This window comes from Kitasatospora sp. HPM-01-4, assembly GCF_051374625.1.
Lineage (GTDB): Bacteria > Actinomycetota > Actinomycetes > Streptomycetales > Streptomycetaceae > Kitasatospora.
On sequence record NZ_JBPQGP010000005.1, the window covers coordinates 1,404,293 to 1,418,703 of the forward strand.

The window sequence follows — 14,411 nt, forward strand, 5'->3', positions numbered from 1 at the left end:
AGTTGCACGGCCGTACTGCGCCAGGGAGCAGGCGGCGCCCCCGGCCACCCGCTCGCCCCGGGCTGCGCTCAGCCGCGTCGCCCTAGCCGGGACAATCACCGGACCGGACAGCCGAGTTGGACTCCGTCCGCACCCGCACGGGGGACCGCGACACCAGGGCCTCCTGGTCGCTCGATCCGGCGTGGACACCCACCGAGCTACCAAGAGGCCCTGACTTCACGCACCGTCCACTCGGCCGGCTCCCCGATCGGCGGTAAAGCGGCTTCCGGATCCGACCGCGCGGGAGACGGTCATGAGCGGTTCACCGTCAGGCGCGGGCGGTGAACACCGAAAGGTAGCCACCGGACTGGCCTGCGGCGGTGGGGTGGTAGGACTCGTAGGTCGGCAGGGTGGTGCTGTGCAGCCACTGGGAACCGCCCGAGCAGATCTCGTGTCCGGCGAAGACGCTGCGCACATCGCCGAAGCTGAAGCCGTACCGTGCGGCCTCACGGGAGATCACCGAGTCCAGGACGTCCGCGGCGCCGTCGATCGCACTGCGGCTGGTGTCGCTGATCCCGAGCAGGCAGGAGCCCGGGACCTGGTAGAGGTGGGGGTAGTCCAGGACCACGACGTGCGCGTTGGGCGCGTGCGAGCGGATCGCCGAGTAGACCGCGTCCAGCTTTGCGGCCAGCTGGGTGTTGGCGACGTTCTCCGCCGCGGAGACGGCGCTGAGGCAGTCGCTGGTACCGCTGAGCACGCAGGTCTGCATGGTCGAGGCGAATGCCACGTCGTTGCCGCCGACGGTGATGCTCACCTCGGCGGTGGAGCTGTTCAGCGCACTGATCTGGCTGCTCAGTACGGTCGAGGTGGTCGCGCCGGAGCAGGCGACGAAGCTGAAGCTGGAGGGGGCGTGGGCCTGCTGCCACAGGTAGGGGTAGGCAAGGGTGCTGCGGTAACAGGAGCCGCTGGAGGAGATGTAGCTGCCGCTGCCCACTCCGGCGGAGTAGGAGTCGCCCAGGGCGACGTAACCGCCGGTCGCGGCCTGGGCACCGGGGGCGCCGACCATTCCGCCGGTGACCAGGGCGGCTGCGGCGAGTGCGACGGAGGCGGCTCTTCTGGCGATGGATCGGCCGGCGGCAAGATTTCTGAAAACAGGCATGCTGATGAACCTCACTACAAGGTCGGTGGGGGGGACGCGATGTGATGGGGCACAGCTCTACGCGCGTCGGCATTTTCTACCAGGGAGTAATCCACCGGGGGAAGGTCTCTGTCATCGATCCGGGGGGAACAAGTTGAAAATTTCCTGTGACGGTCTGCACCTCCGAGGCGGCCGACGAGGCCTTGCGGTACGCCAGCCTGCCTTTGAGCGACGTCAGTTGGCGTCGCGATGGGCGTGGGACTGGCGGCGATGGCTCATGGGGCGGAGCGGGAGCCGCTTCGGGACGGCGTCGAACTGCGACCCGTAATGACGCCAGGGGAAAGCGGATTGGCAGACCGTCAAGCAATACTCATGTGGCGTTGACACTGTGGCACGGGCAGCTGCCATCGGACCCGCCGGCCTCGTTTCGCTGCGTGGCCCACCGGGACTGAGGTGAATCTGCCGACCCATCAGAAGCGGTCGGCACCCACATCGATCGTTGAGGCCACCGGAGGCCGAATGGGACCCGACCATCGGTATCGTGGCTTTGCCCGAGAAACAGGCGGTCTTGACCTGCCGACGCCCGTGGCGGAGAACGGCCGGGCGGCAGGTGCGGTCGGCCAGGGTCCATGACCGGCACAACGAAACAGGCCGGCTCAGGAGACGATGAGCGCTGCTGACTACTGGTCAGTTCGGTGCGGAGAGATGGTCGACTTCGTGCGGCGGGCGGTGGAGCTGCCGGAGGGCGTGGTGGCCGGCTACAGCGCCGGGAAGACGGCGAAGAACCACCGGGCGCCGGCGCGGCAGCGGGTGGGGGTGTGTACGACGCCGGGCAGGCCCGCAAGGTGGCCGAGGAGGCGATCCGGGCGGAGGCCGCGTCGAAGAACAACCCGGCCGACCTGATCAACGTCGCGCTGGAACAGCTGGTGCAGAGGGGCCTGGAGCTCCGGCGGTCTCGACCCTGGACCGGATGGCGATGCGCATCCGCGCGTCTTGCCGGCGCCGTAGTGATGCGTCACCCGGTGGGCAGCGCGGCCTTCATGACGGCCTTGGCGATCGGCGCCGCAAGGCTGCTGCCGGAGATCTCGTTGCGGTTGGCAGCGCCGTCCTCGACGATGGCGGCGACCGCGACCGTGTTGTCGGAGCCGTCCTTGGCGTACGAGGTGAACCAGGCGTAGGGCAGGCCGCTGTTGTCCACGCCATGTTGGGCGGTGCCGGTCTTGCCACCGACGGTCAGGCCCGGGATCGAGGCGTTCTTGGCGGTGCCGGAGGTGACCACGGTGCGCATGGCGTTCTGCAGGGCGCGGGCGGTGTCGGGGCTGACCACCTGCACAGGGGCGGCGGGGGCGACCTTGGCACCGGCCTCGGCGACCATGGTGGGTCGCACCAGCTTGCCGTCGTTGGCGATGGCGGCACTGACCATGGCCATCTGCAGCGGGGTAGCGGTGACGCTGAACTGGCCGATGCCGGTCAGGGCGACCTGTGATGCCTCCATCTCGGTGGGGTAGACGCTGGCCGCGGCGCGGACCGGGATGGTCAGGTCGTCGGTGTCGAAGCCGAACTTGTGGGCTTGTTCCTTCATCTTCTGCTCGCCGAGGTCGGCGGCCATCTTGGCGAACACGGTGTTGCACGAGTACTGCAGGGCGACGCGGATGGAGGCGTTGCGGCAGGGGGCGCTGGGGATGTCGTTCGGCAGCACGGTGCGAGTTCCGGGCAGCGTGTACGGGTAGGGGCTGTCGGTGGCCTGGTCGATGGAGGTGTAAAGGCCGTTCTCCAGGGCGGCGGCGGCCGTGACCAGTTTGAAGGTGGAGCCGGGCGGATACGTGGCGCGCAGCACCCGGTTGAGCAGGGGCTCGCGCGGATCGTCCAGCAACTTCTGCCACGCGGTGCGGTCGGCGGCGCCGCTCCCGGCGAAGGAGGCCGGATCGTAGGAGGGGGTGCTGACCATCGCGAGGACCCGGCCCGTTGCCGGATCGAGGGCGACAGCGGCGCCCGTGCGGCCCTGGAGCGCGTCGTAGGCGGCCTGCTGGACCTGCGGGTCGATGGTGGTGGCCACATTGCCGGGGCGGCGCGCGCCGACCATGGCCTCCAACGGGTTCAGTCGGCTCGCGTCGGTGCCGGCCAGCAGGTCACTGTAGATTCCCTCCAACTGTGTGCTGCCGTAGGCCTGGGAGGCGTAGCCGGTGACGGCGGCGTAGAGCGGGCCGTCGGTGTAGGTGCGGCGGTAGGCCAGGCGCCCGCCGGTCTCCTGGGAGCCGGTGACGGCCCGTCCGGCCACGGAGATGTCGCCCCCGGGCTGCGAGAACCGGGTGATGGCGGTGCGCGCGTTGTGCGAACTGTCGCGATGGGCGGAGGCGTTGAGGACCTGCAACCAGCTGCCCTGGGCCAGGAGGGCAAGGGTCAGGCCGGCGTAGAACACGCCGGTACGGCCGACCGCGCGGGTCATGGTGCGTTCGCGGTGCGGGGTGCTGGCGTCACGGCGTCGACGGGCGGTGGCGGGAATGCGGTGCCGGACCATCATCGGGCCCTTCCGGTTGACACGGGCGGTGGGCGGTAGGCGCGGTCGCTCAAGCGCACGAGCAGGGCCACGAGGGCCCAGTTCCCGACGAGCGCCGAACCGCCGAGGGCGAGGAAGGGCAGTGCCTTGCCGGTGAGCGGCAGCAGCCCCATGACGCCGGCGCAGATGACGAAGACCTGGAGGGCGAGTGTGCTGCCCAGGCCCACCGCCAGCAGGCGACCGAACGGGTCGGGCAGGGCGTTGGCGGTGCGCAGCGCCCTGCTGACCAGCAGCAGGTAGAGCACGAGGACGACGCTCAGACCGGCCAGGCCGAGTTCCTCGCCGATGGTGGTGAGGATGAAGTCGCTGCGGCCCGCGAAGCCGATGAGCTCGGGGTGCCCGCGGCCCAGCCCGCTGCCGGTCATCCCGCCGCTGGCGAAGCTCATCAGGGCCTGGACGGGCTGCTCGGAGATGACGCCGGCCGGGCGCTGCTCGGGCGGCAGGTAGATGGCGGTGGGGTGCAGCCAGGCCGCGACGCGGGCCTTGACGTGGGGTTCGAGGGAGCCGACGGTCACGGCGCCGGCACTGCCGAGCAGGAGGCTGGTGAGCAGCCAGCTCGTCTGCTGGGTGGCGACGTAGAGCATGGTGACGAAGACGCCGAAGAGGATCAGCGAGGTGCCCAGATCTCGCTCGAAGACCAGGACGACCAGACTGACCGCCCACACTGCCAGCAGCGGGCCCAGGTCGCGTCCTCGGGGCAGCGGCATACCGCAGAAGCGCCGTCCGGCCAGGGAGAGCACCTCACGGCGGCTGGCGAGGTAGCCGGCGAAGAAGACCACGATGACGCTCTTGGCGATCTCGCCGGGCTGGACGGACAGCCCGGCGAAGACGATCCAGCGCTTGGCGCCGTAGGTGTCACCGGGGAAGAACGCCGGGGCCATCAGCAGCACGAGCGCGCAGAGCGCCGCCAGGTGGGGGTAGCGGTGCAGGACCCGGTGGTCGCGCAGGGCGGCCAGGAGGGCCAGGAAGACCGCGAGGGCGATCACCGCCCACATGAGTTGGCTGGGCGCGGTGGCGGGGCTGCCGTAGGCCTGGGTGTAGACGATGTCGAGGCGTTGGATGAGCACCACGCCCAGCAGGGTGAAGAACCCCGCCAGCGGTAGCAGCAGCGGGTCGGCGTAAGGCGCCAGGCGCCGGATGAACAGGTGGGCCACGAGGGCGAGGGCGGCGCAACCACCGGCGAGAGCGGCGCTGTCGTGCGGTGGACTCCCGTCCCGGTTGAGACCGACGCACACGTGGGCCGCCATCGGGACGGCCACCGCCGGCACGAGCAGCCAGGCCTCGGCCCTGCGCAGGCGCCGGCGGTCGGGGTACCCGCTGTCGGCGTCCGGTCTGCGGGTGTGGGCGGACAGTGTGTCAGTCAAGGGCCGGCCCTGTCGCCGTCCCGCGAGCGCCGCGTCTCCCGTGCCCCTCAGCGCGGGCCGTCGCCCGCGGCCCGCACGGGCTTGCCCCCGTGAGCTGCTTCTGCTCTGCTTCGCCAGCGGGTGGGCACTTCACTGATGTCTCCTTCGTGTATCCCGTGTTCCGCGTCTTGTGCGGCTCTCGGCGGTGGGTGCCTTCCGGGCAACGGCTTCAACGCTCTGTAGTCGCCCGCGATGGTGGAGGCCTGCGAGAGCGGGGGCGTGGTGAAGTCGTCGGGCAGGCTGTTGAAGTCGCCGACGGCGTTCTTCGCTCCCGGGCCGAGTCCGCCGACCGCGGGCAGGACCAGCCCGGCGGACAGGACGCCGGCGCCGGCTACCGCGCTGGCACCGAGGAACCTCCCGGCCAGTCCTGCCTTACGGGCGAACGTGTTCGCGTGTGTTGAGTCCATGGATCAGAACCGATGCCCTCTCGCAGCACGGTGTCTGCCGTGGATGCGTCCACAGCAGACACCCATTTCGGGGCATCTGAGCCCATTCGTCTCTTATCGGGACGCCTCTTCGCGTGAATCCGTTCCCAACCGCCACAAGTCCGCCCGACCGCGCCGCCGATCCATCCCCATCCTCGCCGCCATCACTTTCCGTAGTCACTGGCCCGGCAGACGGCCCCACCATCAACAGTTCGCCCCTGTTCGCCTACCGGGCCGGAGTGGTCAGCACATCAACCTCACGGTCATCCCGGTGCTCTGCCGCAAGGTTGGTGTCCCGACCAGCGACGTGGTCGGCCAGATCACCGGTCACCGGGCTCGTTCGACGATCGCGACGCAGCTCTACAACGCCAAGGAGACATGGCGGCGATGCCGTTGCCGGCTGGTGGAACAGGACCCGGCGTCACAGCCTTGGCCGGGTGACCGCCCGCGACGGCGACGGAGTCCTTCTCGGCTTCGCGAACGTCGCTTGGGACGGTGGAGACCACGCCTTCCTGATCGACACGAAGACGCGGGCCTCGCATCAGCATCGCGGCATCGGCACCGCGGTCGTCCGCCTGGCGGCAACTCATGCGCGTGCGGCGGGCTATGAGTGGCTGCACGTCGATTTCAGGCCCGAGCTGCGACGCTTCTACTACGATGCCTGCGGCTTCCGCCCGACGGAGGCAGGCCTGATCCATCTGCCGTCCACGAGCAGCCCCGGGTGACCTGAGCCAGGAGTCACCGCCTGGCCCCGGCTGGGAACTACCGCTCGGCGGACGTGAATCGGTCGTAGAGGAGCGACCGCAGGCGCGCGTTCTCCTGCTCCAGCTCGGCGAGGCGACTGCGCAGCGGCTCGGTGGCCTGCTCGATCTCCTCGACGGTGTAGCGCGGGGTGATGTGCCGGGGGCAGTTCCAGCTGATGCCCTCCACCCGGATCTCCATCAGGCGCTCCACGTGCCCCTGTGCACGCACGTCATCGAGCTGCTCGGCCAGCCCGGGGTACTGCTCGAGGGACTTGACCTCCGCCTGACCGAAGATCTTCAACCGCGCCTGGCGGGCGTAGTCCATGAAGAACAGTGCGACGCGCTTGTTCGCCCGCACGTTTCCGGTGCTGATGTACTGCCGGTTCCCGCGGACGTCCGCGAAGGCCAGCGTGCGCTCGTCGAGGACGTGCACGAAGCCCCGGGGGCCGCCCCGGTACTGGATGTAGGGCCAGCCGGTCTCGCTCACGGTGCCCAGGTAGAACCCGTCCTGGGCGGCGATGAAGGCCTGCTCCATCTCCCCCAGCAGGTCGGGCGCATCGGCGGGCCCGACGAGAGCGCGGCCCGCCGCAAGCGCACTGCCCTGTTCCTCCTGCACGCGGCGCACGCTGTCGGTGTAGGCCACGTGTGCATAGCGACTCATCGGGTCCCCTCCCCTGCGGCGCCGACCCCGGCAGAAACGGTACCGATCGGTACCGTTTAGGTCGAGAGTAACGGTACCGATCGGTACCGAATGGCGTCAAGGCCAACTACACTGACCGCATGCCGACACACGCACGGGAGCGCCTCCTTCAAGGCGCAGAAGAGCTCTTCTACAAGGAAGGCATCCAGGCCGTCGGCGTCGAGCGACTGCTGGCCGTCACCGGAGTCGGGCGCGCCTCCTTCTACCGGCACTTCGCCGGCAAGGACGAACTGGTGCAGGCCGTCCTGAAGCGACGCGACGCACGCTGGCACACCTGGCTGGAGGAGACGGTGGCCGCCCACGGCGGCGGCCCGCTCGCCGTCTTCGACGCGATCGCGGAGTTCGCCGAGTCCGAGAACTTCCGCGGCTGCGCCTTCATCAACGCCATGGCCGAAGCCCCCGACCCGCACAGCGAGATCTTCCACCTGGCGAACGAGCACAAGGGCAAGGTGACGGACCTCTTCGACCGCCTGCTCGAAGAGGAAGGCCATCCCGACCACCGCGCGCTGGCCGAGCAGTTCATCCTGCTGATGGACGGCGCCACCGTCACCGCCATGCGCCAGCGCGGCGGCGGCGCGGCTCGACGAGCCCGGGCGATCGCCGAACGACTGCTGTCCCCACCGCCCCGACCCGACTCCGCGTCCCCGTCCGCGAAGTCTTCGACAGCGGCTGCGTGACCGGCGGTCTCGACACCCCCGCAGTCTCCGTCCATCGAGCCCCGGCGAAGCCGTTCGCCGGGGCTCGATCCGGGCTCGGCGCCCTGGAACCGGACGATCACCCCGGTCCGACGCCAGCATCCCGCGCCCACGCGTACTGTCCCGCCAGGGCGTAGCCCAGCGCCGAACGCCGAATGCGGCATCCGAACAGAGTGGTTGACCTATGGTCAGCTCTGTTCTCCGACGGACCGTCACTTCTGCCAATCCGGCGACCACTTCGTCCCCTCGGGTCGCCTCGAAGTCCCGTCGGCCCTATGGACGGGCAGCTCAGCGGACATCCGGGAGACCGAGGGGCACAGAAGGCTTGGCGGAACGGCGGTTGCACCGATCCGTCATGCTCCGTTCAAGCTCCCATTACCCCGCCATGGCACGGTATCCTGCGCGCCTACGCGCGTAGCACCATCCTCTGTTACCCCACAGCACGAGGAGTCTGACGCATGATCAGATCAAGGCACGCCATCCGCCCGCTCGCACTGACCGCCGCCGCCCTGGCAGCGCTCGCCGGTGCGACCGCCGCGCCCCACCGGGCCTCGGCAGCGACGACGAGGGCAGCCGCGACCACGCAGCACCGGATCCTGTTCGACAACACCAAGGCGGAGACCGCCGGCAACGCGGACTGGATCATCAGCACCAGCCAGCCGGACCCGCTCGGGCAGAACGCCAACCCGCAGTCCGAGAGCGACTGGACGGGCGCCATCTCCAGCTGGGGCGTCGCTCTCCAGAAGACCGGCCAGTACAGCCTGAAGACCCTGCCGAGCGGTTCCACCATCACGTACGGCACCGGTGGGGCGCTGGACCTCGCCAACTTCGACGAGTTCGTCCTGCCCGAGCCGAACATCCGGCTCAGCGACGCGGAGAAGACCGCGGTGATGACGTTCGTCCAGAACGGCGGCGGACTCTTCCTGATCTCCGACCACACCGGCAGCGACCGCAACAACGACGGCTGGGACTCCCCGGCGATCATCAACGACCTGATGACCACCAACTCGGTCAACAGCAACGACCCGTTCGGGCTCTCGGTCGACCTGCTCAACATCCAGACCGACAACCCGACCGCGATCAGCGACGCCACCGACCCCGTCCTGCACGGGCCCTTCGGCACCGTCACCGGCAGCATCATCCGCAACGGCACCACCTTCACCCTCAAGCCCGCCGACAACCCCTCGGTCAAGGGCATCGTCTACCGCACCGGCTACTCCGGGACCACCGGCGCCTTCTTCGCGACCAGCAGCTTCGGCAAGGGCCGGGTCGCCCTCTGGGGAGACAGCTCGGCCATCGACGACGGCACGGGCGAGGCCGGGAAGACCCTCTACAACGGCTGGAACGACCCGGCCGGCACCGATGCCGCGCTCGGCCTGAACGCCACCGCCTGGCTCGCCTCGGGCAGCGGCGGGACCACGACCGGCGGCGTCAGCCTGAGCAACCCCGGCACCCGGACGGCCACCGCCGGGACCGCCACCAGTCTCCAGCTCTCCGCCACCGACACGGCCGGGGGCAGCCTGAGCTACGCCGCGTCCGGCCTCCCCGCCGGCCTGAGCGTCAACGCCTCGACCGGGCTGATCAGCGGTACCCCGACCACCGCCGGGACCTACTCCGTGACGGCCACCGCGACCGACTCCACCGGTCCGTCGTCCTCCGCCGCCTTCACCTGGACCGTTCAGCCCTCCGGCGGCAGCGGCTGCACCGCGGCCCAGCTGCTCGCCAACCCCGGTTTCGAGGCCGGTTCGACGGCCGGCTGGACGGAGACCAGCACCAGCGGCACCAGCGCCATCAACAGCGGTTCCAGCGAGCCGCCGCACTCCGGCACGTACGACGCCTGGCTGGACGGATACGGCAGCACCAACACCGACACCCTCGCCCAGACGGTGACCCTGCCGACCGGCTGCAGCAGCTACAACTTCAGCTTCTGGCTGCACGTCGACACCGCCGAGCCCGCCACCACCGCCTACGACAAGCTGACGGTGACCGCGAACGGGACCACCCTGGCCACCTACTCCAACGTCGACGCGGCCACCGGCTACCAGCAGCACAGCTTCAACCTGGCCGCCTACGCCGGCCAGTCGGTGACCCTCAAGTTCACCGGCGCCGAGGACTACACCAAGCAGACCTCCTTCGTCCTCGACGACACCGCGGTCAACGTGTCCTGACCGAAGGCCGGTTGCCCTCCGCACAGGAGGGCAACCGGCCCGCTCTCCTCCGCCGTCCGAAGAATGGCCGGATCCTGCAGAGCCCCGTCATTGCGGCCACGGCGGCCGTCCGCGAGGGTGGAGGCATGAGCGATCTTCCCGGCCTGCCGCACCTGGTGGTGATCCCGGTCTTCCCCGGCGTCAACGCGCTGGACGTGTCCGGCCCGGCCGAGGTACTCGCCCTCGCCGGCCGGTTGCTGCCGCGGGGGCGGGCCGGGTACGAGGTGCGGCTCCGCGCGGAGCGGAGCGGCCCGGTGGCGACGTTCTCCGGGGTGCCGCTGTGCGTCGACGAGACCTTCGACGGACCGCGGATGCGGCCGGACACCGTCCTGGTGCCGGGCCGGGTGGATCTGGGGCCGCACGGTCCGACACCGTGCGTGGACGAGGCCGTGGTGGCCTGGCTGCGCGAGGTGGGGCCGCACGCGGGGCGGATCGCCTCGGTCTGCGCGGGCGCGCACGTGACCGCCGCGGCCGGTCTGCTGGACGGCCATCGCGCAACCACCCACTGGGCCACCGCCGACCGCCTCGCGGACGAGTATCCCGCCGTCACGGTCGATCCCGACCCGATCTTCATCCGCTCGGGGCGGATGTGGACCAGCGCGGGCCTCACCGCCTCGATGGACCTGACCCTCGCCCTGGTCGCCGAGGACCACGGCGACGACCTCGCGCTGGAGCTCGCGCGGATCATGGTGATGTACCTCCAACGACCGGGCGGGCAGAGCCAGTTCAGCGTCCCGCTGGCCCATCCCGTCAGCGGCCGGCAGGACCTGCGCAGCCTGCGCCGCTGGATCGGCGAGAACCTGGCCTCCGATCTCTCCGTCCCCGCCCTGGCCGCCCGGCTGGCTCTCAGCGAGCGGCACTTCGCGCGGATCTTCCGTACCGAGACCGGCACCACACCCGGCGCCTTCGTCGAGGAACTGCGCCTGGAGGCCGCCCGCCGGCTCCTGGAACGAACGGACCACCCGCTGCCCGCCGTCGCCCGCGCCTGCGGCCTCGGCTCGGTCGAGACCGTGCACCGCGTCTTCCGGGACCGTCTGCGGACCACCCCCGGCGAGTACCGGCGCCGCTTCCGTGTCACCGGCTCCTGACCACACCCGCAATCCGCCCGTATCCCTTGTCCCCTGTGGAGAAACCCATCGTGAAGCTCACCGTCACGCACATCGGCACCGCGACCGTCCTGCTGGAGATGGCCGGCCTGCGGCTGCTGACCGACCCGGTCTTCGACCCCGCACCCGCCGAGTACCGGCACGGTCCGGTCGTCCTGCGCAGCCACGGCACTCCGGCGCTCGGTGTGGAGCAACTGCCCCAGGTGGACGCGGTCCTGCTCAGCCATGACGAGCACCCCGACAACCTCGACGCGACCGGCCGCACCCTGCTCGCCGGACGCCCCGTGCTGACCACCGTCAGCGGCGCCGCCCGCCTCGGCGGCGGTGCCGTCGGCCTGGCACCCTGGGCGACGCACACCCTGACCGTCGGTGACCGGACGCTGCGCGTCACCGGCACGCCCGGCGTGCACGGCCCCGTCGGGGACGTGACCGGGTTCGTCATCGAGGTCCCTGGCGAGGACGAGGCCGTCTACATCTCGGGCGACACCGTCCACTTCCCCGAACTCGACGAGATCGGACGGCGCTTCAGGATCGGTACCGCCCTGCTCCACCTCGGGGCCGCCCGCCTCTCGGCCTTCGGCGGCGGCGAGCTGATCACCATGGACGCGGCCCAGGCCGCCGCGCTCACCCGCTCGCTCGACGCCCGGCGGGTGATCCCGGTCCACTACACGTCGTGGGAGCACTTCACCGAGGGCCGCGAGGAGACCAGCGCCCACTTCGCGGCCTCCGGCCTGGCCGACCGCCTGCACTGGCTCATCCCGGGGGTCACCGAACCCCTCGACTGACAGTGAGGGGTGTAGCCGCACCGCCCGGGCGTGCCCGGCCCCGGGTGGTGGTCACCGCCCGGGTGAGTCTGCGCCGCGATGGTGCCTGGACCAGCGCGGCGTTGCCCGGGGCCGGGCACGCCGCGCTGGTCCGCCTCAGGCGGGCGGGGGAGTTACGGCAGGGCCCACTGCTGGTTGGCGCCGCCGTTGCAGTCCCAGATCTCCAGCCGGGTGCCGTTGGCGGTGGCGGCGGCCGGGTCGTCGAGGCAGCGGCCGGACTGGGTGCTCTTCAGGGTCCCGTCGGTCTGGGGCGTCCACTGCTGGTTGGTGCCGCCGTTGCAGTCCCACAGTTCGACCGGGGTTCCGCTGACGGTGGAGGCGCCGGTGACGTCGAGGCACTTGCCGTTGTGCGTGAGGGTGCCGTTGGACCAGGTCCACACCTGTGAGCTGCCGCCGTCGCAGTCCCACAGCTGGACGGCGGTGCCGCTGGTGGCGGAGTCGCCGTTGTCGTCGAGGCACTTGCCCGGCAGGGCGGAGGTGACCGGGCCGGTGTGGGTGACGGTGACGGGGTTGCCGGGGGTGAGGCTGAAGTCGTCGAACTGGTCGGTCTGGTAGCCGGTCACGCCGAGGCCGGCCTGGCCGTTGGTGAAGCCGGCGTCGGTCGCGCTGCCCACGGTGACACCGTCGATGGTGGCGGTGAGAGTGGTGTCCTGCATGGACAGGCTGACGGTGTGCCAGCTTCCGGTGCCCAGGGTGGTGGTGGCGCCACTGGCGAGGGTGGTGAAGTTCCACTTGGTGTCGCTCTTGTCGATGGACCAGGCGCCGGTGTCGCTGACCCGCAGGTGGTAGGCGTTCAGGCCGTTGTTGTTGCGGCCCTGCTGGTTGACCCGGCCAAGGAGTTCGACGGTGCTCGCCTGTTCGAAGAGCGTGTCCGCGGTGACGGTGTAGTTGGACCAGCTGCCGTCGCCCATGATGGTGTACGGGGCGTTGTACCGCTCGTCGGTCCAGCGGATCGGTGTGGTCGGGGCCATCTGGCGCAGGCAGGTGCCGGTGCGGCCACCGCCGCAGCGGACGGTCTGGAAGGCGCCGTTCATGTCGGTGAAGTACTTCGGCGAGGTGGTGGTGGCCGGCGTCTCGAAGTCGTCCGTGTAGGGCAGCTTGAGCGGGGCGGCGGCCGGCGGGGTCGCGGTGCCCTTGCCCTGGCCGGTGGTGGTGGTCACGGTGTAGACGCGGCCGGGCTGGAGGGTCAGCGTGAAGCTTCCGTGGGCCGGGGTGATGTCCTGGGTGTGGACGAACCAGTCGTCTGGGTCGGTGGAGTTGAGGTCGGTGGACCAGACGTGGACCCTGCCGGTGGACAGGCCGCCGGTGACGGTGAACGCGGCGCTCTGCGCGGCGGTGGCGTCCATGGTCTCGATGACGGTGCTGTAGTCGCGGTTGTTCGTCGACTTCAGCGTGACGTAGCTGCCGTTGGTGCGCGCTCCGCCGAGGTAGCCGCCGGCGGAGTCGATGTAGTGCCAGCCGGGCTTGGCGAACTGGGCGGTGTGCGCGGTGACCCAGGTGGTCTTGCCGATGGTGTAGTGGCCCGACCAGGGCTGGTCGGCGATCGACATGCCGTCGGTGGAGAAGTAGAGGTTGGGGTAGAGCGCGGCGATGACCGGCCAGTTGATGAACGAGGTCATCTTCCCGTCGAGGTAGTCGCGGTTGATGGCGCGCGCCACCGCCGGGGCGCCGTCGTTGGCGTCCTCGGAGCCGTTCTCGCTCGCCCACAGCGGCTTGCCGAGTGCCTGGGCGTTCGCGGTGCTGGGGCAGTTGGTGAAGGAACCGAGGTAGCCGCAGGGGTAGTGGACGCCGACGATGTCGACGGCGTTCCTGAACGCCGGGTCCTCGGCCATGGCGTCGGCCACGTCCCAGGTGTCGTCCGCGGCGACGACCTTGGTGGCGGCGTAACCGTGCGAGACGAGCGCGGCCTTGAGGTTCTCGTACCAGGTCCTGTCGTAGCCGCGCTCGTTCCAGCCGCCGAGGTAGGAGACGGTCAGGTGGTGCCGGGCGGCGCAGCCCATCCAGTCCATCAGGTAGTCGATGGTGTCCTGGGACCAGAAGGTGCCGCCGATCCAGCCGGGTGCGCCCCAGGACAGGCCGTAGAACCTGATGTCGGGGTTGCGGGCCTTGGCCTGCTCGGCCAGCCACCACTCGTAGCCCTGGTCGCAGTCGACGGTGCCCTTGGTGTGCTCGATGCTGGGCTCGGCGCCGTCGGTGGAGTTGGTGTCGCCGCCGATCTCCAGCTTCAGCACCTGCAGTGAGGCGCCGTAGCCGGGCTTGAACAGGTAGTCCAGCAGCCGGCTGCGCTGCGGCTCCGGATAGTCGGTCAGCAGGCGGGAGTTGCCGCCGCCACCGGAGATGGCGCCGACACCGTCGAAGGCCAGGCCCGGCTTGGTGCCGTCGACGGTGATGGCCGTGGCGGCGGTGGCGGCCCGGGCGGCCGGTGGCGTGGCCAGGGTGGTCAGCGCACCGAGGAGCAGGAGGAGGACCGCACCGAGCGCGGTGCGGCAGGTCGAGGACGGGTGTTTACGGCCCATGGGCTTCTCCGGGGGGCGGGAAGGTGAGGACTGTGTTGGATCGCGCCGAGTGGTCCGGGTCGGCGGTCGGTGCGTCGAGGGAGGGTGGGTCCGGTTCGGTGTGGGGCGGGGCTCGGGT

Annotated in this window: 11 protein-coding genes; 5 read left to right on the forward strand and 6 right to left on the reverse strand. The window is 70.4% G+C overall.

Going from position 1 to position 14,411, the window contains the following annotated elements:
- Nucleotides 1-307: 307 nt before the first annotated feature.
- The 4 genes from ACSMTC_RS05965 to ACSMTC_RS05980 form a co-directional block, all read right to left on the reverse strand.
- Nucleotides 308-1,138, reverse strand: coding sequence for an SGNH/GDSL hydrolase family protein (locus ACSMTC_RS05965; RefSeq protein WP_436558597.1), 831 nt, complete (start codon nt 1,136-1,138; stop codon nt 308-310).
- A 994-nt stretch (nt 1,139-2,132) separates the two neighbouring features.
- Entirely contained in the window at nt 2,133-3,563 is a 1,431-nt protein-coding gene (locus ACSMTC_RS05970; protein WP_436564603.1) for a peptidoglycan D,D-transpeptidase FtsI family protein, read from the reverse strand.
- A 71-nt stretch (nt 3,564-3,634) separates the two neighbouring features.
- Nucleotides 3,635-4,921, reverse strand: coding sequence for an FtsW/RodA/SpoVE family cell cycle protein (locus ACSMTC_RS05975; RefSeq protein ID WP_436564604.1), 1,287 nt, complete (start codon nt 4,919-4,921; stop codon nt 3,635-3,637).
- Between the two features lie 164 nt (nt 4,922-5,085).
- The gene (locus tag ACSMTC_RS05980) at nt 5,086-5,484 is read right to left on the reverse strand and encodes a hypothetical protein (RefSeq protein ID WP_436558598.1); all 399 of its coding nucleotides are present in this window, start codon (nt 5,482-5,484) and stop codon (nt 5,086-5,088) included.
- Nucleotides 5,485-5,792: 308 nt separating this feature from the next.
- On the opposite strand from ACSMTC_RS05980, the gene ACSMTC_RS05985 reads away from it, so the two are divergent.
- Nucleotides 5,793-6,227, forward strand: coding sequence for a GNAT family N-acetyltransferase (locus tag ACSMTC_RS05985; protein ID WP_436558599.1), 435 nt, complete (start codon nt 5,793-5,795; stop codon nt 6,225-6,227).
- A 37-nt stretch (nt 6,228-6,264) separates the two neighbouring features.
- Here the strand turns inward: ACSMTC_RS05985 and ACSMTC_RS05990 are convergent, their stop codons facing one another.
- Nucleotides 6,265-6,906, reverse strand: a complete 642-nt coding sequence (locus ACSMTC_RS05990; protein ID WP_436558600.1) for a pyridoxamine 5'-phosphate oxidase family protein — start codon at nt 6,904-6,906, stop codon at nt 6,265-6,267.
- 119 nt (nt 6,907-7,025) lie between these two features.
- Here ACSMTC_RS05990 and ACSMTC_RS05995 point away from each other — a divergent pair, with 119 nt between their 5' ends.
- From ACSMTC_RS05995 to ACSMTC_RS06010, 4 genes are all read left to right on the forward strand, one after another.
- A complete protein-coding gene (locus ACSMTC_RS05995) occupies nt 7,026-7,622 on the forward strand; it encodes a TetR/AcrR family transcriptional regulator (protein ID WP_436558601.1) in 597 nt (198 codons plus the stop codon).
- Nucleotides 7,623-8,098: 476 nt separating this feature from the next.
- The gene (locus tag ACSMTC_RS06000) at nt 8,099-9,808 is read left to right on the forward strand and encodes an Ig domain-containing protein (protein WP_436558602.1); all 1,710 of its coding nucleotides are present in this window, start codon (nt 8,099-8,101) and stop codon (nt 9,806-9,808) included.
- Nucleotides 9,809-9,933: 125 nt separating this feature from the next.
- A complete protein-coding gene (locus ACSMTC_RS06005; protein ID WP_436558603.1) occupies nt 9,934-10,935 on the forward strand; it encodes a GlxA family transcriptional regulator in 1,002 nt (333 codons plus the stop codon).
- A gap of 50 nt (nt 10,936-10,985) precedes the next feature.
- Nucleotides 10,986-11,738, forward strand: coding sequence for an MBL fold metallo-hydrolase (locus tag ACSMTC_RS06010; RefSeq protein WP_436558604.1), 753 nt, complete (start codon nt 10,986-10,988; stop codon nt 11,736-11,738).
- A gap of 152 nt (nt 11,739-11,890) precedes the next feature.
- On the opposite strand, the gene ACSMTC_RS06015 is transcribed toward ACSMTC_RS06010, so the two are convergent.
- Entirely contained in the window at nt 11,891-14,293 is a 2,403-nt protein-coding gene (locus ACSMTC_RS06015) for a ricin-type beta-trefoil lectin domain protein (protein WP_436558605.1), read from the reverse strand.
- Between the last annotated feature and the right edge of the window lie 118 nt (nt 14,294-14,411).

What these genes read in the sequence shown, in the direction of transcription:
- ACSMTC_RS05965 (WP_436558597.1), bottom strand. Translation starts at nt 1,138, where the DNA reads ATGCCTGTTTTCAGAAATCTTGCCGCCGGCCGATCCATCGCCAGAAGA.
- ACSMTC_RS05970 (WP_436564603.1), bottom strand. Translation starts at nt 3,563, where the DNA reads ATGACCCGCGCGGTCGGCCGTACCGGCGTGTTCTACGCCGGCCTGACC.
- ACSMTC_RS05975 (WP_436564604.1), bottom strand. Translation starts at nt 4,921, where the DNA reads ATGGCGGCCCACGTGTGCGTCGGTCTCAACCGGGACGGGAGTCCACCG.
- ACSMTC_RS05980 (WP_436558598.1), bottom strand. Translation starts at nt 5,484, where the DNA reads ATGGACTCAACACACGCGAACACGTTCGCCCGTAAGGCAGGACTGGCC.
- ACSMTC_RS05990 (WP_436558600.1), bottom strand. Translation starts at nt 6,906, where the DNA reads ATGAGTCGCTATGCACACGTGGCCTACACCGACAGCGTGCGCCGCGTG.
- ACSMTC_RS05995 (WP_436558601.1), top strand. Translation starts at nt 7,026, where the DNA reads ATGCCGACACACGCACGGGAGCGCCTCCTTCAAGGCGCAGAAGAGCTC.
- ACSMTC_RS06000 (WP_436558602.1), top strand. Translation starts at nt 8,099, where the DNA reads ATGATCAGATCAAGGCACGCCATCCGCCCGCTCGCACTGACCGCCGCC.
- ACSMTC_RS06005 (WP_436558603.1), top strand. Translation starts at nt 9,934, where the DNA reads ATGAGCGATCTTCCCGGCCTGCCGCACCTGGTGGTGATCCCGGTCTTC.
- ACSMTC_RS06015 (WP_436558605.1), bottom strand. Translation starts at nt 14,293, where the DNA reads ATGGGCCGTAAACACCCGTCCTCGACCTGCCGCACCGCGCTCGGTGCG.